This window comes from Aquabacter sediminis (genome assembly GCF_028863665.1).
Lineage (GTDB): Bacteria > Pseudomonadota > Alphaproteobacteria > Rhizobiales > Xanthobacteraceae > L1I39.
The window spans coordinates 189938-213285 of sequence record NZ_JARBFX010000005.1; the positions used below are offsets into that span (position 1 = coordinate 189938).

At 67.4% G+C, this 23348-nt stretch carries 21 protein-coding genes and 1 tRNA gene; 14 read left to right on the forward strand and 8 right to left on the reverse strand.

Features of this window, described 5'->3' with window-relative positions:
• The first annotated feature begins 217 nt into the window (after positions 1-217).
• Entirely contained in the window at positions 218-3895 is a 3678-nt protein-coding gene (locus tag PV781_RS11845) for a sensor domain-containing protein (protein ID WP_274775837.1), read from the forward strand.
• Between the two features lie 84 nt (positions 3896-3979).
• On the opposite strand, the gene ettA is transcribed toward PV781_RS11845, so the two are convergent.
• A complete protein-coding gene (ettA, locus tag PV781_RS11850; protein ID WP_274775838.1) occupies positions 3980-5635 on the reverse strand; it encodes an energy-dependent translational throttle protein EttA in 1656 nt (551 codons plus the stop codon).
• Between the two features lie 218 nt (positions 5636-5853).
• On the opposite strand from ettA, the gene PV781_RS11855 reads away from it, so the two are divergent.
• Positions 5854-6342 carry a cupin domain-containing protein gene (locus PV781_RS11855; protein ID WP_274775839.1) on the forward strand — a complete coding sequence of 163 codons (489 nt, stop codon included), beginning with the start codon at positions 5854-5856 and terminating at the stop codon, positions 6340-6342.
• A 45-nt stretch (positions 6343-6387) separates the two neighbouring features.
• Here PV781_RS11855 and PV781_RS11860 read toward each other — a convergent pair whose 3' ends face one another.
• The 3 genes from PV781_RS11860 to PV781_RS11870 all read right to left on the reverse strand — a co-directional run bounded on the left by PV781_RS11860 (position 6388) and on the right by PV781_RS11870 (position 8209).
• Positions 6388-6900: a DUF2059 domain-containing protein gene (locus tag PV781_RS11860; protein WP_274775840.1), complete on the reverse strand. Its 513-nt coding sequence runs from the start codon at positions 6898-6900 to the stop codon at positions 6388-6390.
• Positions 6901-6982: 82 nt separating this feature from the next.
• Complete coding sequence (gene rpiA, locus PV781_RS11865) at positions 6983-7681, reverse strand: ribose-5-phosphate isomerase RpiA (RefSeq protein ID WP_274775841.1); 699 nt, start codon at positions 7679-7681, stop codon at positions 6983-6985.
• A 96-nt stretch (positions 7682-7777) separates the two neighbouring features.
• Positions 7778-8209 (reverse strand): hypothetical protein, encoded by a 432-nt coding sequence (locus tag PV781_RS11870; protein WP_274775842.1) that lies wholly within the window; start codon positions 8207-8209, stop codon positions 7778-7780.
• Between the two features lie 189 nt (positions 8210-8398).
• Between PV781_RS11870 and gph the strand changes: the two genes are divergently transcribed.
• Entirely contained in the window at positions 8399-9085 is a 687-nt protein-coding gene (gene gph / locus PV781_RS11875) for a phosphoglycolate phosphatase (protein ID WP_342455447.1), read from the forward strand.
• Positions 9086-9191: 106 nt separating this feature from the next.
• Positions 9192-9266: transfer RNA gene (locus PV781_RS11880), tRNA-Val, on the forward strand.
• 56 nt (positions 9267-9322) lie between these two features.
• Here the strand turns inward: PV781_RS11880 and PV781_RS11885 are convergent.
• Positions 9323-10159 carry an alpha/beta fold hydrolase gene (locus PV781_RS11885; protein ID WP_274775844.1) on the reverse strand — a complete coding sequence of 279 codons (837 nt, stop codon included), beginning with the start codon at positions 10157-10159 and terminating at the stop codon, positions 9323-9325.
• 157 nt (positions 10160-10316) lie between these two features.
• Here PV781_RS11885 and PV781_RS11890 point away from each other — a divergent pair, with 157 nt between their 5' ends.
• From PV781_RS11890 to PV781_RS11905, 4 genes are all read left to right on the forward strand, one after another.
• On the forward strand, positions 10317-10622 hold the full coding sequence (locus PV781_RS11890; RefSeq protein WP_274775845.1) for a hypothetical protein: 306 nt from the start codon (positions 10317-10319) through the stop codon (positions 10620-10622).
• 517 nt (positions 10623-11139) lie between these two features.
• Entirely contained in the window at positions 11140-12711 is a 1572-nt protein-coding gene (locus tag PV781_RS11895; protein WP_274775846.1) for a sensor domain-containing diguanylate cyclase, read from the forward strand.
• A gap of 125 nt (positions 12712-12836) precedes the next feature.
• The gene (locus tag PV781_RS11900; protein WP_274775847.1) at positions 12837-13442 is read left to right on the forward strand and encodes a L,D-transpeptidase; all 606 of its coding nucleotides are present in this window, start codon (positions 12837-12839) and stop codon (positions 13440-13442) included.
• Between the two features lie 114 nt (positions 13443-13556).
• Positions 13557-14066, forward strand: a complete 510-nt coding sequence (locus PV781_RS11905; protein WP_274776151.1) for a DinB family protein — start codon at positions 13557-13559, stop codon at positions 14064-14066.
• 16 nt (positions 14067-14082) lie between these two features.
• Here the strand turns inward: PV781_RS11905 and mdoH are convergent, their stop codons facing one another.
• Positions 14083-15870 carry a glucans biosynthesis glucosyltransferase MdoH gene (mdoH, locus tag PV781_RS11910; protein WP_274775848.1) on the reverse strand — a complete coding sequence of 596 codons (1788 nt, stop codon included), beginning with the start codon at positions 15868-15870 and terminating at the stop codon, positions 14083-14085.
• 63 nt (positions 15871-15933) lie between these two features.
• On the opposite strand from mdoH, the gene PV781_RS11915 reads away from it, so the two are divergent.
• Genes PV781_RS11915 through PV781_RS11930 form a run of 4 tightly spaced genes read left to right on the forward strand, consistent with a single transcriptional unit; the run spans position 15934 to position 19259 of the window.
• A complete protein-coding gene (locus PV781_RS11915; protein ID WP_274775849.1) occupies positions 15934-16929 on the forward strand; it encodes a zinc-dependent alcohol dehydrogenase in 996 nt (331 codons plus the stop codon).
• 19 nt (positions 16930-16948) lie between these two features.
• Complete coding sequence (locus PV781_RS11920) at positions 16949-17344, forward strand: 6-pyruvoyl trahydropterin synthase family protein (protein WP_274775850.1); 396 nt, start codon at positions 16949-16951, stop codon at positions 17342-17344.
• Complete coding sequence (locus PV781_RS11925; RefSeq protein ID WP_274775851.1) at positions 17341-18408, forward strand: glycosyltransferase family 4 protein; 1068 nt, start codon at positions 17341-17343, stop codon at positions 18406-18408. Before PV781_RS11920 ends, PV781_RS11925 begins: the two co-directional genes overlap by 4 nt.
• Positions 18405-19259 (forward strand): SAM-dependent methyltransferase, encoded by an 855-nt coding sequence (locus tag PV781_RS11930; protein WP_274775852.1) that lies wholly within the window; start codon positions 18405-18407, stop codon positions 19257-19259. Before PV781_RS11925 ends, PV781_RS11930 begins: the two co-directional genes overlap by 4 nt.
• Here the strand turns inward: PV781_RS11930 and PV781_RS11935 are convergent.
• The gene (locus PV781_RS11935) at positions 19246-19794 is read right to left on the reverse strand and encodes a cytochrome b (protein ID WP_274775853.1); all 549 of its coding nucleotides are present in this window, start codon (positions 19792-19794) and stop codon (positions 19246-19248) included. The genes PV781_RS11930 and PV781_RS11935 overlap by 14 nt on opposite strands.
• Positions 19795-19920: 126 nt before the next feature.
• Complete coding sequence (locus tag PV781_RS11940) at positions 19921-20637, reverse strand: RibD family protein (RefSeq protein ID WP_274775854.1); 717 nt, start codon at positions 20635-20637, stop codon at positions 19921-19923.
• A 444-nt stretch (positions 20638-21081) separates the two neighbouring features.
• Between PV781_RS11940 and ribA the strand changes: the two genes are divergently transcribed.
• Positions 21082-22206 carry a GTP cyclohydrolase II RibA gene (ribA, locus tag PV781_RS11945; protein ID WP_274775855.1) on the forward strand — a complete coding sequence of 375 codons (1125 nt, stop codon included), beginning with the start codon at positions 21082-21084 and terminating at the stop codon, positions 22204-22206.
• A gap of 243 nt (positions 22207-22449) precedes the next feature.
• Complete coding sequence (locus tag PV781_RS11950) at positions 22450-23199, forward strand: SDR family oxidoreductase (protein ID WP_274775856.1); 750 nt, start codon at positions 22450-22452, stop codon at positions 23197-23199.
• Positions 23200-23348: the final 149 nt, after the last annotated feature.

The window sequence follows — 23348 nt, forward strand, 5'->3', positions numbered from 1 at the left end:
CCGGCGGATCGATACACCTGTAACAATGGGGTTTATGGGCGCATCCGGCAAGAGCGCCGGGCGCATGGCGGAGTGCATGGCGATCTTTGCCCGCATGACAATCGCACCGAAGCGGTGTGTCTCAAGGGGAAACAGCGCAGAGCCATGCCGTTACGGGAGAATTTCAGCTAGAGTGAGAGGTGACGGGCCGGCCAAGTTGGCGTAGGTGCGTGAGACGATGTCGAACCGGCGCATCATCCTTGGGCTCACGCTGCTCTATGCGGCGTTTGCTTTCGCTTGGGTCTTGTCATCGGATCTTCTGGTGGAGTGGCTGGGCGGCATCGATCTCCTGGCCATGGTCTCCATCCCGAAGGGGCTTCTGTTCGTCGCCCTTACGGCTGCGGCCTTCTATCTTGTTTTGAATGCCGCCGTGTCCGGTCGGCTGGCCCGGCGGGTGGCACCACGTTGGCTCGGCCTGGCGAGTGGTCTGTTGCTCGCTGTCCTGTCGGTGGGGATCGGTGTCCTGGCAGCGGCGCTGGTCATGTGGCGCGCCTCCGGCCCTCTTATCGCCCATCAGGTGGATGAGCTGCGCACGATTGCGCGCTTTCAGATCGAGGCGCTGGAGCAGAATCGCCTCAAGGGGGAGGCCAATGCGCGCCTCTTGGCGGGTCGGCGCTTGTTCTATGAGGCGGTGGCCCGGTGGCGGGCCTCAAGCGATCCATTGGAGCGGGATCGCCTGCGGATCCAAATGGCCGACATGGCCGGCCTTCACGGCTTCAGCCGTGTGGAAGTGCTCGACGAGAAGGCCGAGCCCCTGCTTCATTTGCGCGGGGGGCACGGGAGCGGGATCGATCCCGCCTGGATCAAGGACGTCCTCCCCACCAGTCCGCCGACCTTCGTGCCTCTGCACCGCGCGGGCACGCTGCCCACCTACAGCTATGGCTTCTTGCTCTCCCTTCCGGCCGTGGCGGGTCCTGACGGTGCGCGGCCAGAGCCGCTCTTTCTCCTGGCCGAGGTGGATGCGGCGGAGTTCGTCTATCCGTATCTGAGCCATTGGCCGGTGCCGACGCGAACGGGCCAGTCTTTCCTGGTTCGCCCGCAACCCGACGGGTCCTATCTGCTGGTGTCGCCCATGCGCATGGGCCATGTGGCGCCTTTCACCCGCACTTTTCCGAAAGGCGCCTTCGGTTTCGCGCTCGCGCCCACGACGGGGGGCGAGGCGCCGCGCGGGACGGGTGGCGCCGGAACGGCGGTCCTGGCGGTGGCCGAACAGGTGGACGGCGGACCTCTCCTCCTGGTGGCGGAAATTTCGGAGGACGAGGCGACGGCCTCGGCGCGGGACGTCGCCATCATGGCCGGTCTCGTCCTGGTGCTGGCCATTGCTGGCGCCGTGGCTGCCGGGGCCGCGCTGCGCCAGCGCGACAAGCTCCTGGTCGCACGTCGCGAGTTGCATCAGGCGGAGGCCCTGCGGCAGGCGGAGATGCGGTTCCGCGCCACGTTCGAGCAGGCGGCGGTCGGCATCGTGCACCTGGGGCTCGACGGCATGTTCCTGCGCGTCAATCGCAAGGCCTGCGAGATGATGGGCTACGGCCGGGAGGAATTCCTGGCCATGAACTATCGCCAATTGCGCTACGCCGACCCGGCCCGCAACGATGATGCCGTCATCGCCCGCCTGGTCGCCGGTGACATGGAGCAAGCGGTGGGCGAGCGCTGCTACATTCGCAAGGACGGCACGCCCATCTGGCTCAGCACCACCACCACGGTGGCCCGTACAGCTCACGGTGCCGCAGAATATCTGATCGTCGTGGCCATTGACGTGTCGGCGCGCCATGCGGCCGAGGAGCGGCTGCGCATCAGCGACGAGCGTTTCAACCTCGCGCTCCTCGGCGCCACCGAGGGGGTCTGGGACATTGACCTCATCGAGGAGACGCTGACCGTCTCCCCGAGCTGGAACCGCATGCTCGGGCTGGACGAGGTGCCAACCGTTCATCCTGCCGCGCTGCTTTCTGCCCGCTTCGAGGCGCAGGACGCGGCCCTTCTCGCAACGGCGCTGGCGGATGCCAAGGCCGGACGGTTGCGCACCTTCTCCCTGGAGCCAAAGGCCCGGCGGGAGGATGGCACGCTCATCGACACGCTGATGCGCGGCCATGTGGTGCTCGACGATGCCGGCCGTCCCCGCCGGGTGGTGGGGACACAAACCAACATCACCGAACTGAAAGCCAACGAACGCAGACTACATCAGGCCGCCATCGTGTTCTCGACGGCGCAGGAGGCGCTGGTGGTGACCGAGCCGGACGGCATCATCTCGGCGGTGAACCCCGCCTTCACCGCCATCACCGGCTATGAGGAAGAGGAGGTCCTCGGGCGCAATATGAGCCTCTTGAGCTCGGGGCGTCAGGATCGGGCCTTCTATGCCCAGATGTGGGCGACGCTGCTCTCCACGGGCCATTGGCAAGGCGAGATCTGGAATCGGCGCAAATCGGGTCAGGTCTATCCAGAACTGCTCAGCATCCGCGCCATCCTTGACCAGAGCGGCGGCGTGAGCGGCTATGTGGCCTCTTTCAGCGACCTGTCCACCATCAAGCAGTCGCAGTCTCAGCTCGACCACATCGCCCACCATGACGCACTGACCGATCTGCCCAACCGCCTTCTGTTCCTCACCTTGCTCGACCACGCCGTGACCCAGGCGCGAGACCGCAGCAAGTGCGCCGTTCTGTTCCTCGACCTCGACCGCTTCAAGGCCGTCAATGACAGTCTCGGCCATGAAGCCGGCGACATGGCGCTGGTGGAAGTGGCGCATCGCCTGCGTGGAGCGCTTGGTGATCGCGATACGCTCGCCCGTTATGGTGGCGACGAATTCATGGTGCTGGTGGAGGATGTGGTCGGTCCCCAGCAGGCCGCGCTCACCGCCACGCGCCTGATCGCCTGCCTGTCCCAGCCCTTCTCCTTGCCGGGGGCGTCCGAGGTGTTCCTCGGGGCGAGCGTGGGCATCGCCATGTATCCGGAAGACGGGATTCTTCCCCAGCATCTGGTGCAGCGTGCGGACGTGGCGCTGGCCCGCGCCAAGGCCGGCGGGCGCGGCATCTATGTCTTCTATCGCGACGGCATGACCGAGGCGGCCAATTCCCGCCTGGAGCGGGAGGCGCGGCTGCGCCGGGCCATCGAACGCAATGAATTGTCGCTGGTCTACCAGCCTGTGGTGGACTTGAGCGACGGCACGATCCTGGGGGCCGAGGCGCTTCTGCGCTGGACCACGCCGGAAGGCACCATTTCGCCGGCGGACTTCATTCCCCTGGCCGAGGAAACGGGCCTGATCCTGTCCATCGGCGACTGGGCGCTGGAGGAGGCCTGTCGGCAGGGGGCGGACTGGATGGCGCGGGGGGTGCCCTGCGGCCGCATCGCGGTGAACCTCTCCGCCCGCCAATTCTATGTGCGGGACCTGCCCGGCCATGTGGCTGGCATCCTGCGGCGCACCGGCTTTTCGCCGGACAGGCTGGAACTGGAGATCACCGAGAGCATCCTCCTGGAAGACCGGGTGGACACCCAGCAGATCCTGCAGCGCCTGCGCGAGATGAAGCTGCGGGTGGCGCTCGATGATTTCGGCACCGGCTTCTCCTCGCTCAGCTATATCCGCCGCTTCCCGGTGGCCAAGCTGAAGATCGACCAGTCCTTCGTGCGCGATCTGTTGAGTGCTCCGGCCGATGCGCACATCACCATCGCCATCATCGCACTGGCCACGGCGCTCGGGCTGGAGGTGCTGGCGGAGGGGGTTGAGGAGCAGGAGCAGGCGGATTTCCTGCGCGCCCATGGGTGCCACCTGGCCCAGGGCTATCTTTTCTCGCCCCCCATCCCGGCGGCGCAGTTCGAGGACCTCGTCATCGACCGGGGCGGGCGCTGGCGGGCCTCTGCCCAGTAAGTCCCCCGCGGAGGCGGGCGACCCAACGCTTCACGCTCACGTCTGCATGAAAAAGGCCCGGGGCGATGCCCCGGGCCCTTCTCGTCAGCGTGAGAACTTCTTGTACTGGATGCGCTTCGGAATCGTGGAATCGAGACCGAGGCGGCGCTTCTTGTCTTCTTCGTAGTCAGCGAAGTTGCCCTCGAACCATTCCACATGGCTGTCGCCCTCGAAGGCGAGCATGTGGGTGGCGATGCGGTCCAGGAAGAAGCGATCATGGGAGATGATGACGGCGCAGCCGGCATAATCTTCCAGCGCCTCTTCCAGCGCGCGCAGGGTGTCCACGTCCAGGTCGTTGGTGGGCTCGTCGAGCAGCAGCACGTTGCCGCCCCGCTGCAGCGTCTTGGCGAGGTGCACGCGGTTGCGCTCACCGCCCGAGAGCATGCCCACCTTCTTCTGCTGGTCGCCGCCCTTGAAGTTGAAGGCGGCGCAATAGGCGCGGGACGGGATCTCGCGCTTGCCCACATAGATCACGTCATTGCCGCCGGAAATCTCTTCCCAGACGGTCTTCTTGTCGTCGAGGGCGTCGCGGCTCTGGTCCACATAGGCGAGCTTGACGGACTCGCCGATGGTGATGGTGCCCGCGTCCGGCTTCTCCTGGCCCGTGATCATGCGGAACAAGGTGGACTTGCCCGCGCCGTTGGGCCCGATCACGCCCACGATGCCGCCCGGCGGCAGCTTGAACGACAAATCGTCGATCAGAAGCTTGTCGCCGAAGCCCTTGCTGAGATTCTCGAACGCGATGACGTTCTGGCCCAGGCGCTCGGCCACGGGAATGATGATCTGGGCGGTCTGCGGGGCCTTTTCGGAGGCCTTCTTGACCAGGTCCTCATAGCGCTGGATGCGGGCCTTGTTCTTGGCCTGGCGCGCCTTGGGGGAGGCGGCGATCCATTCCTGCTCGGCGGCGAGCGCGCGCTGGCGGGCCTCGTCCTCGCGGCCTTCCTGCTGGAGGCGCTTCTGCTTCTGGGCGAGCCAGGAGGTGTAGTTGCCCTCATAGGGAATGCCGCGGCCGCGATCCAGCTCCAGGATCCAGCCGGTGACATTGTCCAGGAAGTAGCGATCGTGGGTGACGATCAGGATGGCGCCCGGATAGGTCCGCAAATGGCCTTCCAGCCAGGCGGTGGTCTCGGCGTCCAGGTGGTTGGTGGGCTCGTCGAGCAGCAACAGCTCGGGTTGCTCCAGCAGCAGCCGGCACAGGGCGACGCGGCGACGCTCGCCGCCGGAGAGCTTCGCGACGTCCCAGTCGTCGGGCGGGCAGCGCAGGGCGTCCATGGCCTGGTCGACCTTGCTGTCCAGGTCCCACAGGCCCTGGGCCTCGATCTCGTCCTGGAGGCGGGTCATTTCGTCCGCCGTCTCGTCCGAGTAGTTCATCGCGAGCTCGTTGTAGCGATCGAGGATCGCCTTCTGCTTCGCCACGCCGTCCATCACATTGTCGCGGACATTCTTGGCCGGGTCGAGCTGGGGCTCCTGAGAGAGGTAGCCGACCCGCACGCCGTCGGCCGGCTTGGCTTCGCCGGAGAAGTCCTTGTCGATCCCCGCCATGATGCGCAGCAAGGTGGACTTACCCGCGCCGTTGACGCCGAGAACGCCGATCTTGGCATCCGGATAGAAGGACAGGTGGACGTTATCCAGGACCTTCTTTCCGCCGGGATAGGTCTTGGTGAGACCATGCATGTGATAGGCATACTGATAGGCAGCCATGGCGGCGCGGCTCTCCGGACTTGTCGCGTTTGGGGCCGTTCTAGAGCGCCGCGCGGCTGGAGGGAAGGGCGAATGCGCCGTCCCCCTTGCGGGCGTCGGCCAAGTTCGCCGGCGACGATGGCGCTGCGGCCACCCCTTTCGCGGGCCGGCGCGGCGATCTAGCCTGCCGGCTCAAGCGGCGAAGCAGCTGGAGCCGAGCGCCGCACCGGGAGCCCAAGATGAGCCACAGCCACGACCATCCTCACGACCACGCCCCCATCGACTGGCGCGACACCGGCGTGAAGGTGATCCGGGGGGATCAGCTGGATCCCAATACGGCGCAGACGCCGGGCATGAACCGGGCCACAGCCATCAACCATGCACGTGCGGGCGCCGAGAAGCTGTGGGCGGGCACCGTGCACATCCACCCCGATGCGAAGACGGGGGCGCACCATCATGGCGACCTGGAAAGTGTGATCTTCGTGGTGAAAGGCAAGGCGCGCATGCGGTGGGGCGAGAAGCTGGAATATACCGCGGAAGCGGGGCCGGGCGACTTCATCTATGTGCCGCCCTATGTGCCCCACCAGGAGATCAATGCCTCCCCCGACGAGGTTCTCGAATGCGTCCTGGTGCGCTCGGGCCAGGAGCCTGTCGTGGTCAATCTGGACATCGAGCCGGTGGAAAAGCCGAGCGAGGTCAAGTGGATCGATCCCATCCACAAGTCGTGAGCGCCCGGCGCGAAGGGGCGCAAGCCCCTTCGCGGTCAAGCGCGATCAGAGATCGTAGCCCTTCTTCTTCATTTCCGAGCGGATGCGGTCCATTACTTCGTTGTTCAGCTTGGCAGCCCAGGCCTGAATGTTCTGGACAGCCTGCTGCACGATGGCCGGACGATCCGTCACCAGCTTCTGGCCCACGGGGGACTTGTAGAAGGCCAGCGCCTCCTTCAATTCCGCCTCGGTGAAGCGGGTGGCGTAGGACGTAGCGAGCATGTCAATGATCTCGCTCTGCCGCTTGTTGAATTCGGGCCGCAGGGCGGTCGCCAGGTCGCGCAGTTGCGGGGCGAGGTCGGGATTGGTCTGGAGGAAGCCGAGGGCCGCTCCATCCACCAGATTCTGGATCACGCCGTCGAAGGCATGGGCTTCGCCGTTGGCCTGAACCAGGTCGCGTGCGGTCTGGAGGGCGGCAGGGCTCGGGGCGGCGGGCTGCTGGGCGAGCGCCGGGGCGGCCACGAGCATCAGGGCCAGCATGCCCATGCCGATATGCCGGGCCGCGGTCGAGCAACGCATGATGATCTCCATGGGGAAGGTCTCGTTCGGTTCTGAGAGGGTGCGGCCCGGCGCGTACCAGGGGGTGCCGGGGGCCGCGCGATCAGGCTTCGAGGATCTCAATGCCGTTTGCGCCAGCCAGGATCACGCGGCGCGCGAGGCCGAGGAACAGGCCGTGCTCCACCACGCCCACCACGGAGCGGATGGCGGCATCGAGGCGGGCGGGGTCTGGAATGCGCTCCAGATGCGCATCGAGGATCACATTGCCCTGGTCGGTGACGAAGGTCTCGCCCGTCGCCGTCTTGCGCAGCACCAGCGCACCTTCGCATCCGGCGGCGGTGATGGCCTCCGCGAGGCGGCGGGAAATGGCCGGGACGCCGAAATCCACCACCTCGATGGGCAACGGGAAGCGGCCGAGCGTCTCCACCCGCTTTGAGGCATCTGCAATCACCAGCATCTCGCGTGCGGCGCTGGCGACGATCTTCTCCCGCAGCAGTGCACCACCGCCGCCCTTGATGAGGGCGAGGCCGGGCCCCACCTCGTCGGCGCCGTCGATGCACAGGTCGAGGGCGGGCACCGTGTCGAGGGTCGCCAGCGGCACACCGAGGCTCTCGGCCTGCGCGCGCGTGCGCTCCGAGGTAGGCACGCCCACGACGTTCAGGCCGCCGCGCACCTTCTCGGCCAGAAGGTCGACGAAGTGCTTGGCCGTGGAGCCGGTGCCGAGCCCGAGCTTCATCCCGTCGGTGACGAACTCCAAGGCGCGGGCGGCCGCTTGGCGCTTCAGGTCTTCGGCGTCTGACATCGGAACTCCGGAAGAGCGCGGGAGAGACATGTCTGGAAAAGGTCCAGCATCGCGTCCCGTTGCTAACGCCGATCGAGGCCGCCGACAAGCCGCGCGCTACTTCGCCGCCGGGGTGCACAGGATGGCGGGCTCGGTGCCGCCGCCGGCCTTGGGCACGTCGCGGACATAGCAGATGCTCATTTCGCCGGTGTCCGCATTGGCGCGGAAGATGCCCGTCTCGCCGGAGAAATTGGTGGCCACCAGCCGGTAATTGCCCGGCTTCTGCGCCCCCGCGCCTTCGCCCCGGGCGAAGCAGCGCGTCACCCCCACGAGCGCGCTGTCCGGCCGCTCGAACTGGCAGGCGGACATTTCCCCGGTGGCGCGGTTCACCGAGAAAACGCGATTGGCCTGGTTGGAGGGGGGAGCGCCGAAATCGAAACCGGCCTTGGTTTCCTGCGCCGTCGCACCCGCAAGAGTACCCATCAGGAGGGCGCCCGCCAGAAGGCCGCCGCCGCCGATCGCCGCCGTCGTCAACCTCTTGCCCGTCATCCTGTCCTCCCGGTTCAGCCGTCGAAGGCCGGGCGCGACGCGCCGGCCTGGATCGCGCCGGAGGCTGGACATCAAAAGCGGCAGGATTGTAGGCAAGGGGCGAATGCGACGGCGCGCCGCCGCTTTTCCTTCGCGCAGCTGTCGCATCGGGACGCAATGCTGCGGATCGAGCCCCAAAGGATGCCCCCAATGGCCCACGCGCCCCTCGTCGTCGCCTTCGATCTGGACGGAACGCTGGTGGATACCGCGCCCGACCTCCTGGATGCGCTGGACCATGTCCTCCACCGCCACGGCGTCGCGCCGGTGGATCGCGACCGCTCGCGCAACATGATCGGCCGCGGTGGGCGTCACCTGATCGTGCGGGCGCTGGAGCAGGTTGGGGTGGCGCCCTCGCCGGAGGAACTGGACGAGATGGTCCGGCAATTCCTGGCCTACTACACCGATCATATCGCGGATGGATCGCGCCCCTTTCCGGGCATGGTGGAGGCCCTGGAGCAACTCGCCGCCGATGGCGCGACGCTGGCGGTCTGCACCAACAAGCTGGAGCGCCTGGCGCGGATTCTCCTCGACCGCCTCGACCTCACGCGCCACTTCACGGTGATTACCGGCGCGGACACCTATGCTCGCAGCAAGCCGGACCCGCTGCCGCTGCTGTCCACCATCACGGCCTGTGGTGGTTCGCTGGCGGCGGCGGCCATGGTGGGGGACAGCGCCACCGACATCGCCACCGCCAAGGCGGCCGGCGTGCCCTCCGTGGCGGTTTCCTTCGGCTATACGGAAGTGCCGGCGGCCGAACTCGGCGCGGACCGTCTGATCGGCCATTATGACGAACTGGTGCCGGTTCTCGCCCAATTGGTGGAGCGTGTTCGGGCGTGAGGCGGGCGGCTGGGGCTGTGGATGAGAGGTGAAATTCTCCACCTGCCCTTGACACCGGGAGGGCTGCGGCTTTAAACGGCCCTCCTCGCCGATCGGCGCAGACGGCGGGCGATTAGCTCAGCGGGAGAGCACTCCCTTCACACGGGAGGGGTCGCAGGTTCAATCCCTGCATCGCCCACCATTCCTTTCCAAAACTCCGCCGCAGCAAGATGACCCGTTAAGTCCGGTCTCTTTCTCTCATGTCTGCGCCACGAACGCCGCAAGCCGTGCGTTGAATGCTTCGGGCCGTTCCAGGAATGGGGCATGGCCGGTCTCGTCGAGAATCACCTGCTGCGCGCCGGGCACCAGGGCCGCGATATGCTCGGCCATCGCCAGCGCGATCACCTGGTCTTCCCGGCCATGGACCACCAGCGTCGGCCGGTCGAGGCGGGCCAGCAGGTCGTCATACTCCGCCGGCCGCCCCATGGCCGCGCGCACCTGGGGCGGCACCATCATGTTGGCGGCGAGCAGGATCTCGAACGTGTCGGTATCGAGCGGAACATGGACGCAGCGGCGCAGGAAAGCGCGCGTGGCCGCGATGGCGGTGGCCGGTTCAAGGTCGGTCATCTGCTTCATCAGCCGGTTGCAGGAGCCGTAGAAGCCGCGCTCATTGCCGGTGATGGCATCCACGAACACCAGGCCGCCAAGATCCGCCGAGCCATAGGCGCGCAGATAGTCGCCGATAATGCGCCCGCCATAGGACCAGCCCACCAGGATGGGCCGGTCCAGGCCGAGCCCGTCCATGATGGCGCGCACGTCGCCAGCCCAGCGGTGCCCCTCCGCATAATGCGCCGGGTCCAGAGGCTTATCGGAGCCGCCATGTCCGCGCAGGTCATAGGTGACCAGGCGCAGGTGGGAGAGGGTGGGATCCTCCACTTGGCGTGCCCAGCACAGGCCGGCCTGGGAATAGCCGTGAATGAAGATCACCGGTCGTCCCTGCGGATTGCCGTGTTGGCGTACGGCAAGGCTCAGGCCATCTGGGGAACGGATCTGACGGGGGGCGAAGGCGTCTTGGGGAAGGGGCGTGTCGCTCATGGCGGGAAATCTAGACGAGCGTCCCGCGATCCGCAGCGCTTTTTCGGCCCGGCGGCCACCAGACGGATACAAGAGGCTGCCTGGTGCGTTCCTGCGGTGTCCAAGGGCGCAGGTCAGGGCAAAGGTCGGGGGCCAAAGGTCGGGGCGGAGGTCGATCATGAGAAGTGTACACGTGGCGGCCGGGGTCGCCTTGATCCTGGGTCTCGATATCCTTCCGGCCGCAGCACGTCCGGCCACCTACCGCATGACCTGCACCAGTGCGCAGCGTCTCGTGCAGCAGCAGGGCGGCGTGGTGCTCGATACTTCGCCCACCACCTTTGATCGCTATGTCGCCGACGTGCGCTTCTGCATGCCGCAGCAGGCGCTACGGCCCCAATGGGTGCCCGCCAAGGACAACCCGCAATGCTTCATCGGCTATACCTGCATCGATCCCGAACTGGGCTGGCGACGCTGGGGCTTCTGACCGGGGTCGCCTGGCGCGCGGGCCTGAGTTCAGGGGTCCTGCGAGGGCGGCTGGCCGAGAACGCGCATCATCCGCCAAGAGAGAGCCAGCACGATGGAGGCCAGAGCCAGCACGCCAAGCGGTATCGCAAACATGATCGTGTCCGGCTCCAAGCCGAGCGCATCCTGCGCGTATGCCATGAGGGCGTTAAGACTGTGCATTGACCCGGCGGATTACGGTTCGCTTGTGGACGCTGACGACTTTAGAGGGCCGTAACCCGATACGAAAGCGCCGTGTGAGCAGGCAGCCCCCCACTGGACCGGCGCGTGAATCCGGCATGCAGACGCAGCTGGAACACTGAACGCCCACGACCACCTTCTCACTCATGGCACGCAAGGCGCAGGAGGGCGGCTATTGGAAACGGAAGCATCTGGACTCCAGCGACCTTCCGCTCCAGGTTCGACGAGAAGGGAGTACCGTTCGTGGCGCGGGCGGAAACAGGAAGACGCATGCAGTCGGGGATCGGGATGAGGCCGGCATGTTCCGTTTGACGCGGCACGCCGCGGCCAGTGGATGGGCCACCTTTGCCCTCGCCCTCATGCTGGTCATCATCCTGATCCTGGAGGCGGCCTCTCTCTGGCAAGGGCGAACCCAAGCCCTGGAAAATGCTCAACGCACCTCGGAAAGCGTCCTCAACTCCCTAAGCGTTGCGGTGGAGCGCAACCTGAATGTGCTCGACGCGTCCCTGCGCGGGATACAGCATGCGATAGCCCTCCCCGATCTTGAGACCTTGCCGGCACCGGTGCGCCAGCTGCTGTTGTTCAACACCGCCGACACGGCGGAATATGTAAGCTCCATCCTCGTCCTCAACGCGGACGGGACCATCCGCTTCGATTCCAAATCTATCGAGCCGCGCTATTTCAACGCGTCTGAGCGGGACTATTTCCTGGTTCAGCGCGAGCGCGATGCGGGTCTGTTCATCAGCCGGCCCTTGAAGTCGGGGCTCGGGCCCGCGGAGGAGGTGATCGTCCTGTCCCGGCGGATCTCCGATGTGGAAGGCACCTTCGAGGGGGTCGCCGCTGCCACGCTGCGCTCCGCGTTTTTCCGCACCCTGTTTGCGGGCGTGAGCCTGGGCCAGCGGGGCATTATTGCCATCTTCTCGACCGACGGCATCATGGTGATGCGCAGCCCGGCCACCGATGGCAAGGGCAATGCCGGCCTTGATATGTCGCGCAGCGCGACCTTCAAGCGGATCCGTCAGGGAGACGCCTCCTTCACCGGTACGGCGACGGTGGACGGGGTGGAGCGGCATTATCTCTCCCGGCAGATCGGGACCTACCCTCTTTACCTGTCGGTCGCCTTCGCGCCCGGCGAGGTGCTCGCCCCCTGGCGGCTGCGCGCTTTGCTGACCGGAGGGGTCCTGATCGGCATGTGCCTTGCCATTCTCATCCTTTTCGTGCGGTTCCAGGCGGTGCTTCGGCGCAGCTTTGAACTGGAGCACATGCTCACCACCGCCGCTGCCACCGACACGCTGACTGGCCTTTTCAACCGTCGCGAATTCGACCGTCGGTTCGACCAGGAATGGCGCCGCTGCGCCCGAAACGGGGCGCCCATCAGCCTGCTTCTGGTGGATGCGGACCGCTTCAAGGCGGTCAATGACAGCCACGGCCACAAGGTGGGCGACCAGGTGCTCAAGATGATCGGCCAGAAGATCGAGCGGGTGGTGCGCCGGCCGGCCGATGTGAGCGCGCGCTATGGCGGCGAGGAATTCGCCATCATCCTGCCGGAGACCCGCATCGAAGGGGCGGCGGCCATTGCGCAGGCCATCCGCGCGAAGGTGGAGCGTTCCGAACTGGCGCTCGACCATGGCGCGGCCGTGCGGGTCACCGTGAGTGTGGGGGTCGCCTGCGTCGTGCCCAGCGGCAAGATGGAGAAGGACGACCTGTTCGTGTTGGCCGACGCGGCCCTCTACAAGGCCAAATCCAGCGGGCGCAACCGGGTAGAGGCCGTTCCCGCGCTCGAGCCGGGCCCGCGGACCGAACTGAGCCTCCCGTCTGGGAGGGCTGCCGGCGAGCCGCCCAGCGAGCACACGTCACAGCCGCGTGCGTAAGTCCATGTTTCGAAACAATCTGGTTGCGGGCGGTCGCGATTTGCGGCCCCATTGAGGCCGGGGGGCTGGCACCGGGCGCTGACCGGGCCGGCAGACGACGTTGCGTCAGATGCACAGGTGACATCATGAGCGTCAAATCGGTTGCGTACGCCGCCCTTGTTTCATGCCTCCTTGCCGTCCCGCTGGCGGCGCCTTTCACCTCATCCGCCACCGCCGATGACCGGGCCGACATTTTCGGCTTTGCGGCCCTGTTCGGCGGCGGCTTTTCCGGCGTCACGGCGGGCACATCGCCCATTCCGCGGCAGGTCGTCGCGTTCGATCCGAAATACAAAGCCGGTTCCGTCGTGGTGAATACCTCCACGCGTCGGCTCTATTACATCACCCAGCCGGGGCAGGCGATCCAATACGGCATCGGCGTCGGGCGCGAGGGCTTCCAATGGTCGGGGGTCAAGGTGGTGAGCGCCAAGAAGGAATGGCCGTCCTGGGTGCCCCCGGCGCAGATGCTGAAGCGGCGCCCGGACCTGCCGCGCTACATGCCCGGCGGCATCGACAATCCGCTGGGTGCCCGCGCCATGTATCTGGGCTCCAGCCTCTATCGCATTCACGGCTCCAATGAACCCGAGACCATCGGCCAGGCGGTGTCTTCCGGCTGCATCCGCATGACCAATGACGACGTCGTCGACCTCTACAACCGCGTCAAGGTCGGGGCGACCGTCTATGTGATGCGATAGGGACGCGGGACGGGATTTCTCGGGCCGGGCGCCATCCTCCCGGTTGACCGATGGGATCGGGCAATGGTCCTGTGCGCCATCACGGCTCACGCCTCATGCCATCGGTCGACCATGCTGCATCGCTCCTACGACGTGCTCGCCGCCTATAATGAATGGGCCAATGCCCGCCTCTACGCGGCCGCCGCCCGCCTCTCTGATGCCGATTACCGGGCGGACAAGGGGGCCTATTTCGGCTCCATCCACCGCACCTTGAACCACTTGCTGGTGGTGGACCGCATCTGGATGGACCGCTTTATGGGGCTTGGCTGCCGCCCGCCGTCGCTGGACCACATCCTGTTTGACGACCTCGCTGCCCTGCGCATGGCCCGCGCGGCGGAAGACACCCGCGTCCGCGCCTTCGTGAAGGCACTCACTCTCGACGATCTCCTCACCGAGATCACCTTCACCCTGGTGACGGGCGAAGAGATGACGCAGACGGTGGCGGCCGCGCTCGATCACTTCTTCAACCATCAGACCCATCATCGCGGCCAGATGCATTGCCTGCTCACGGTCATCGGCGGCCGCGACGCGGCGCCCACGCTGGATCTCCTCTTCTATCAGCGCGAGCATCAACCCGTGCCGTGATCCTGGCCGGGAGCGGTCACGCCGCCTGGGCCGGCCGCTCGGGCTCTCCGTCCGTAAGACGGGTGAGGATGGCGGGCGGCTCGGCTTCCTCGGGCAGGGCGCACAGGCCGGTGCGGACCATGAATCGGCCAAGGCGGGGGTCGGCGGAGAGCACAGCGAAGGGAATGGCCAGCCAGCAGCCAGCCAGAAGCGGCGTCACATAGGCGAGCAGGAGGGGCGAGATGGCGGCCGCGCCTGCACCCGCAACGAGGCCATACGCCGTCACCGGCCAGAGCGCGGCGGCGGCCTCGCTCCAGGCGACCCGGTGCGGATCTCGCGCCTGGCCGTTCCATCCGGCCCGCGCCCGTCCCAGCACCATGCGGAAGAGGAGGCCGGTCACAGACAGGCTGGTAATGGCTCCGAGCAGAAGCGAGAAGACGATCTCGCTGACAGCCGAGACGGCAAAGCGCAGGGGGCCGCCATAGCGCGCCGCCCCTCCGGGCGAGAGCGCCACGTCCGCCAGTCCGAACAGCTTGGGGGCCAGGGAGAAGAGGAAGATCGCACCATAGAGCCCGGCCGCAATGGCGGCGGCCAAAGGCGGCGCCCCCCATGCGGCGAGCGGCAGCAGCAGCAAGGCGAGGGGAACGGCCGGCTGGGTGGCGAACATCAGGATCGCCCAGATGAGCTGAAAGCGGCTGGTGGCGGGCAAACCGGCGGGAAGCAAGCCGGGCGTTCCAATGAGGCGGATATATTGCAGATTGCCCATGCACCAGCGCAGGTCCCGGCGCACGAATTCCGGCAAGGTGGGCGGGTTTTCCTCGTAGCTTTCGCTTTCCACCGGCAGCACCCGCACCTCGTAGCCGGCGGCGCGCATGAGCACCGCCTCCACCTGGTCGTGGGAGAGGATCGGACCTCCCAAGGGCGCCGCGCCCGGCAGCACCGGCAGGTGGCAATGGGCGGCGAAGGGCGCGATGCGCACCAGCGCATTGTGACCCCAATAGGGTCCGCAATCCCCGCCCCACCAGGCGGAGCCGAGCGTGTAGCAGCGCATGCCGTGGCGCATGCCGAACTGGAACAGGCGGGCAAAGGCGCTCTGCGACGGCAGGCCCACGACCAGGCTCTGAAGAATGCCGAGCCGCGGATGGGACTGCATGATCCGCACCATGGAGAGGATGGTGGATGCGCCCATCAGGCTGTCCGCATCCAGCGGCAGCATGGCCTCGAAATGGGCGCCATGGGTCCGGCAGAAGTCCCGCACATTGCCGGCCTTGAAGCCCTCATTGTCGTTGCGGCGACGATAGTGAAGCCCGACCCCGCCTTCCATCGCGCGCCAGGCGGTCATGGCTGCCTCTTCCGCCTGGGCAATGTCCGGCAGGGAGGTGTCGGAGAGAACGAAATATTCGAACGCACCGCCGTAGGGGCTGTCGTCCAGCTCAGCCTTGACCGCACGCAGACGTGAAATGGCGCGCTCGGGATCTTCATTGCGGAGCGTCATTAAAATGGCAGTACGCATGGTCACCGGCTTGTCTTTGACACCGGCGAGGAATGGGGCGGCGGACGGCAGGCCATGCCGCTTGACGTGAAGAAGCCAGAAGCCAATTGCCGAATTCCAGAAACCGATGGCGTTCCACGGCGTTGCTGCCAGGACGCAGAGGAGCAGCACGATGTCGACCGCGCGCCATCCCGCCGAGGAGGCCGCCCAGCCCCCCGCCAGTGCCACGGCGGCGAGCGTGGCAAGGTTGGCGCCGAGCACCGCGAGACGCCGGCCGCGCAGAACGGCCGCCGCGGATGCGGGCACCGGATCAGGAAGGGTACGCAGGAGCATGGGGCTGGACTTTGGCTCGGGGTGGCGCGGGTCGGTTGCTAATACGGGGTCGGATCGATGGAGATGAAATCTGTGGCAAAATGCCACGCTCAAGCCGAAGCGACCGCCCTGTGGTACGCCGCTCCCCACACCGTGCGCCTGGAGCGGGAGGCGCTCCCCACGCCGGCGGGCGACGAGGTGCTGGTGGCGGCCGCCTGGAGCGCCATCAGCCGGGGCACCGAGCGGCTCGTTTTTTCCGGACTCACCGATCCCTGCCATCGGGAGCGCATGCGATCTCCCATGCAGGTGGGCGAATTCCCCTTCCCTGTAAAATATGGCTATTGCTCGGTCGGCGAGGTGATCGCCGGCCCCGCCCGGCTGGTGGGCCGGCATGTGTTCGCCTTCCATCCCCATCAGGACCGCTTTCTGGCCGGGCTTGATGCCGTGACCGTCATACCCGAGCATCTGCCGCTCCGGCGCGCCACGCTGGCCGCCAATATGGAAACGGCGCTCAACACGCTTTGGGACAGCGGGGCAGGCGCTGGTGACAGGATCGTGATCGTCGGCGCCGGTTTGGTGGGCCTGCTCGTGACCTATCTGGCCGCCCGCCTGCCGGGCACGGAGGTCACGGCCATCGATCCCAATCCCGGCCGGCGCGCCCTGGTGGAGCGTTTTGGCGCCCAGTATCGGGAAAACGCGGCCCAGGTGGCGGAGGCGGACGTGGTCATCCATGCCAGCGCCACGGCCGCGGGGCTGGAGACGGCGCTCTCCTGCTGCGCCACCGAGGCCACGTTGGTGGAGGCAAGCTGGTATGGCGACGCCACCGTTACCGTGGGCCTGGGCGGCCCTTTTCACGCCAAGCGGCTTCGCCTCGTCTCCTCCCAGGTTGGCGCGGTGCCCATGGAACGCCGGCCCCGCTGGAGCCGCCGCCGGAGGCTGGCAAAGGCGCTGGAGCTGCTGGGGGACGAGCGCCTCGACGCGCTCATCACCCATGAAGTGAACTTCTCCCACCTTCCCGAACGTATGGATGCCATTCTCAATGGCGCCCCGGACGCCGTGGCCACTGTGGTCCGCTATTGAGCGCTGATCGGAGCAAGACATGTTTGCGGTGGAAGTGCGTGACCACATCATGGTGGCTCACAGTTTCAAGGGCGCGGTCTTCGGTCCCGCGCAGGGTCTGCATGGCGCCACCTTCGTGGTCGACGTGGCCTTCCTGGCGCCAGAGCTCACCGAGGATGGCATCGTGGTGGATATTGGCCTCGCCCATGAGGCCCTGAAGGCGGTGCTGGCGCCGCTTGCCTATCGCAATCTCGACGACCTTCCCGCCTTCGCCGGGCGCAACAGCACCACCGAGGTGCTGTGCCGCCACATCTTCGATGGCATGGCGGATGCCGTACGCTCGGGGACCCTGGGGGAGACCGCCATCACCCGCCTCAAGGTGACGCTGCATGAATCCCACGTGGCCCGGGCCTGGTTCGAAGGCGATGTGCCATGACGCTTGCCGCGGTGCTGGCCTTTCCCGGTGACCTGTCCACCCCGACGGGCGGCTATGCCTATGACCGGGCGGTGATCGCCGCCTTGCCGGGGGTGGGCGTGGACATTGTCCCGCTTTCGCTGCCGTCCGGCTTTCCCTTTCCCGGGCCCCGGCAGGTCCGCGCTGCACTGGACCTGCTGGAGCGCGTGCCCGCCGATCACGTGCTCCTGATCGATGGCCTCGCCCTTGGTGCCCTGCCGCCGGCCGACATGGCGCGCCTGCCTCACGCCAAGGTGGCGCTGGTGCACCATCCCCTGGCGCTGGAAGCGGGGCTTGAGGAGCCGCAGCACGCGCATTTCGCCGCCAATGAGCGCGCGGTGCTCGCCACCTGCGGGCAGGTGGTCTGCACCAGCCCCGGCACGGGGCGCACGCTCGTGGCCGATTATGGCGTCGATCCCGCCCGGATGACTGTGGCGCTCCCGGGTACAAGCCCTGCCCCCCGCGTGAGCGCGGATGGCGACCCGCCCCGGCTGCTCGCGGTGGGATCAGTCATCCCCCGCAAGGGCTATGAGACCCTGGTGGCGGCCCTGGCTGGCCTCCAAGACCTGCCCTGGATGCTGGAAGTGATCGGCGGGCTCAGCTTCGATCCCGCACATGTGAGCGCCGTGCGCGCCGCCGTTGCGCAGGCGGGGCTGGGCGATCGCATTCAACTGCGGGGGGCCTTATCGCCGCAGGATCTCGAAGCGGCCTATGGGCGGGCGGACCTGTTCGTCCATCCCTCGCTTTATGAAGGCTACGGCATGGTGCTGGCCGAGGCCCTGCGCCGCGGCCTCCCCTTGGTGTGCACCACCGGGGGGGCGGCGGCGGAAACGGTGCCGGACGGTGCCGGACGAAAGGTGCCGCCGGGGGATGCCGATGCGCTGGCGCAGGCGCTGCGCCCGCTCCTTGCCGATCGCATGGCCCGCCGCCAGCTGGCGGATGCAGCGTTCGAGGCAGGGCGCGCGCTTCCCGACTGGCAGGACACGGCTCGCGCCATAGCCGGCGCCTTGGCCAAGGCCCATGCGTGCGCGCGAGAACCGGTATGAGCGGATTTTCGGCCCACTGGCTCGGCCTGCGTGAAGCTGCCGACCGCGCCGCGCGCAATGCGCCCCTCGCCGCCCGCCTGGCGGACCTGATGGCGGCGCACGACCCCATCCGCATCACCGATCTGGGCGCCGGAACCGGCTCCAACCTGCGCGCCAGCGCGGAACTGTTCGGTCCGCGCCAGGACTGGACCTTGCTCGACCACGACGCGGACCTTCTGCGCGCGGCGTGCGCGGAATTGTCGGCTTGGGCGGAGCAGGCGGAGGATGATGGCGAGTGCCTGGTGCTTCACAAGGCGGGCCGGCGCATTCGCGTCGCCTGCCGCGTGGGCGACTTGGCGGCGCAGCCCGATCTGGTGCGGGTGGGCGCGCCGCATTTGGTGACAGCATCCGCCTTTTTCGACCTGGCCTCCGTCGACTGGATCTCGCGCTTTGTTGCGGAAGTGGCACGGGACGGTGCGGCTTTCTACACCGTGCTGACCTGCGATGGCGCGGACGCCTGGGACCCGCCCCATCCCCGCGACGCGGACATTGCTGCGGCGTTCCGCGCCCATCAGGGCCGGGACAAGGGCTTTGGGCCGGCGGCGGGCAACGGGGCGAGCGCGGCTCTGGAAGCCGCTTTCGCTGAAGCCGGCTATGGGGTGGAGTGGGCGCCGAGCCCCTGGCAGCTGGCGCCCGGCGACCCGCTCATTCCCGCGCTTGCCGAAGGCACCGCTGCGGCGGCGGTGGAGGCGGGGACGGTGCCGCCGCAGGAAGCCCGGGCCTGGGCGCAAGCCCGCGCTCAGGCTGGTTGCGTCATCGGACATCTCGACCTTCTGGCGGTCCCGCCCGGGACCAGGATCACCGGCGGCTAAGCGCTGGGATCATGCGAGAGAGAACGCCGTCGCGCTTCACGATGCCATGCCAGAGGCCGGCGAGGATGTGCAGGCTCACCAGCCCCGCAGTGACATAGCCCAGGGCCTGGTGGGCGCCGTTCAGCCGGTCGGACAGCGCCTCGTTCTTCGCCACCAGGTCCGGCAGGGTGAACAGGCCGAAGACGGAGACGGGCGCTCCATAGGCGTTGGAGCCCGCCCATCCCAGCAGGGGCATGACGAAGATCAGCAGATAGAGCGCGTGGTGCACCGCGTTGGAGGTCGCGCGCTGCCAGCGCGGCTGGTTTGGCACCGGGGGCGGAGCCCCGTAGGCGAGCCGCACCGCCACCCGCAGCACGGCCAGACACAGGATGAGGAAGCCAACCGACTTGTGCAGGTCGAACAACTGGTCCTGCGCCGGTCCCGAGGGCAGGCGCATCATGACGAGGCCGGCGGGAATGACGGTGAGGATCGCAAGGGCGGTGAGCCAGTGGATCCAGCGGGCTGGGGCGGAATAAGGGGTCACGGCTGCGGGCATGTCCGTTCTCCTGGATCGCGTCCGTCTGTCGCGGAGGGCGCACCCAGTGTGCCCTTCCGTTAAGTGTCGCGAAACAAAGACGCACGTTCCCGCGGGTTGGATTTATCCGACCGGGTCCAGCGCCTCCTATTCGATCCCGCTGTCCGCGCGCCCCGAGCGGCGCAGGTCGCATTCAAAGAGCACGTCGCCATCCGGGAACACGGCGCGGCGGGTGGCCGGGCGCATGGCGGCACGCAGGGAGGCGATGGGGCGCAGGTCAAGGCCCGTGCGGCCGGAGCCGAGGATCACGGGCGACACCACCACGTGCAGCCGGTCAACGCACGCCGCATCAATGAAGGCGGCGAGCGTGCGCGGGCCCCCTTCCAAAAGGATGCGCCGCAGCCCCGCGCCCGCCAGCGCCTCGAGCACGGCAGCGGGCGCGAGGACCCCGTCCCGATCGGCGGGAAGATCCAGCGTCTCGAGGCCTGCCGGGACGGTCGCCTGGCATCCGGCACGGCGGACCAGCAGGCGACGGGCGCCGTCGGCTCCGAGACAACGGGCGTGCGGATTGACGCGGCCGGAGGGGTCGAGGATCACCCGGGCCGGATTGCGCCCCGGCACGCGCCGCACATTCAGAAGCGGGTCGTCGGCCATGACCGTACCCACTCCCACCAGCACCGCGTCGGCGGCGGCGCGCAGCCGATGGAGATGGTCAAGCGCATGGCTGCCGCTGATATATTTCGAGTCCCCGGAAGGGGTGGCGATGCGTCCATCCAGCGATTGGCCGAGCTGGCCGATCACGACCGGGCGATCCGCATCGTAAGAACTGGCAAAAGGATCCGAAAACGGATCATAGTCCTGCATCAGCTTGGCCCTGGCCTTGCATTGCGCGAAGTCTGGAACTTCCAGGCCCTCCGTGCGGTTGTGGAGCGGGGACGGGGCGGCCCAGTTCTTCAGACCTGGACATGTCCGTCTCCGGATAAAGTGGTGCGCGCATGCGGGGTTCCGCCGGCGATCGCCGCAGCGGATACGGCCTCGATCCGGCGGCCGGATCAGGCGGGGACTTGAACATTTCGCCCCGCTCCACAAGTTAAAGCGTTGTGTGAGGCGCCCATGTCCCCTGTGAAGAGCTCGTCCTTGAAGAGCCCAACCTTATCCCAAACCGAGGTGCAAGCCACCGGGCGAGGCGATGAGGCCATGGGACGCGGCGCTGATCCGCTGCCTGCTCGCCGTCGTAATGGGTCAATGTCGGAGCCTGACCGCGTGGTCACGGTAGCCGAACCTAAGGTCCCGTCCCGCGAGGCTTCCATGTTTCCAGATTGGCCCCCCGTTCTCGACCTGCTCGGTCAGGGTTCCGCTGGCGCGGCGGTTGCCGCCGAACGAGCCATCGCCGAAGTGCGCGCCGGCCGCCCGGTCCTGGTGTGCGCTGGCGGCCAGTCGGCGCTGGCCATCGGCGCCGAAGCCTTCGAGGCGCCGGTCGCCAATGCCTTTGCCGCCATCGCGCCGGGCGCCTTGCGGCTCGCCTTGCCAGGGCCGCGCTTGACGCGTCTCGGCGTGCGGCGTGAAAGCTCCGGCTCTGTTTCCATCTCGGGCAGCGCCGCCGCGCGGGTGGAGGAGCTGGCCTTGTCCCTGGACGCCCGCTTGGACTCCCCGGTCGCCGACGCGCTTCCGCTGGACCTTGCGGCCCTTGATCTTCTGGGCGTGGCGCTGCTGCTGCCGGCGGCCGTGATCGCCCCGTGCGATGCTGCGGCCTTCCCGTCCGTGCTGCGCGTCTCTGACCTGGACATCAAGCTCTATCGCGAACGGCAGGCGCGATCCCTGCGCGTTGTTGGCCGCGCGCCCGTGCCGCTGGAAGGCGCGCCGGATACCGAGTTCGTGGTGTTCCGCGGTGGCGAGGGCCTGCGCGACCAGGTGGCCATCGTGGTGGGCCGGCCGGACCTCTCCCGCCCCGTGCCGGTGCGCCTGCACTCGGCGTGCCTGACGGGCGACCTGTTCGGCAGCCTGAAGTGCGACTGCGGCGACCAGCTCCGCGACACCGTCCGCCGCATGGCGGAAGGCGCGGGCGGAATCCTGCTCTATTTGGACCAGGAAGGCCGCGGCAATGGCATCGCCAACAAGATGCGCGCCTACAAGCTGCAGGCGGACGGGTTCGATACCTATGACGCCGATGCCGTCCTCGGGTTCGGCCTGGACCAGCGCCGGTTCGACTTCGCGGCGGAGATGCTCCGCCAATTGGGGGTGAGCGCGGTGGAGGTGTTCACCAACAACCCGGTGAAGATCGCCGCGCTGAAATCCGCTGGTCTCGACGTTGTGTCGGAAGAGCGGGTCCTCGGTCGCAAGACCCGCGAGAACACGCGCTACCTGGCCTCCAAGCGCGACAAAGCGGGGCACTATATCGATTTCGAAGCCCTCGCGGCGCGGGCGGTGGACTGATCCATCGCCCCATCGCGCGCACACTCGCGTACGGGTTCGATAAAAACGATTAGAGCCTTGGTGGATAAAGCCCTCCGCGCCTGAAATTGGGCCTTCGCCCGCGATGCGATCTCCGCTAGAGCCTAGAGCGGACCCGCGAGACAGCGGGTTCGCGCGTCCGTGTGCCTTCATGGCCCGGCGAGGTTCAAACAAGCCGCCCCCCGCGCCGCGCGGATGAGGTGCGGCGCTGCGAGGAGATGCGCCATGTCCCAGTCCAGGATCGCCATCGTGACCGGAGCCGGCTCCGGTGTGGGCCGCGCCGTGGCGCAGGGGCTGGCGAAGGCCGGCTGGACGGTTGCACTGGCCGGTCGCCGGCGTGAGGCGTTGGAGGCGACGGTGGCGAGCCTAAACGGTGCGCCCTCTCTCGCCCTTCCCACCGACGTCACCGATCCCGCGTCCGTCAAGGCGCTGTTTGCCGCCGTGAAGGAGGCCTATGGCCGCCTCGACCTTGTCTTCAACAATGCCGGAACCGGCGCGCCGCCCGTGCCCATGCACGAGCTGACTTACGAGCAGTGGCGCACGGTGGTGGATACCAATCTGACCGGCCCCTTCCTGTGCACCCAGGAAGCCTTCCGCATCATGAAGGACCAGGACCCGCGCGGCGGTCGCATCATCAATAACGGGTCGGTCTCCGCCACCGCCCCGCGCCCCTTCTCCGCGCCCTACACGTCCACCAAGCACGCCATGACGGGCCTCACCAAGTCCACCTCGCTGGACGGGCGGGCCTATGACATTGCCTGCGGCCAGATCGACATCGGCAATGCCGACACCGACATGGCGCAGAAGATGAAGGCGGGCGTTCCGCAGGCGGACGGCTCCATCCGCGTCGAGCCGGTGATCGATCCGGTCCATGTGGCCGATGCCGTGGTCTACATGGCCAGCTTGCCGCTGGAAGCCAACGTTCAGTTCATGACCGTCATGGCAACCAAGATGCCCCTGGTGGGTCGCGGCTGACCACCTCCGGTGGCGCCGCCGGGCCCTGCACAGCCTGACGCAAGGCACCCTTTGCAAGCCTCTCGCGGATATGCTCGTCTGTCACGCGAGCGTCATGCGTCGCCACCCCATCACCTCGCCAGAGGGGAATCGGGATGGCAGCGACGTGA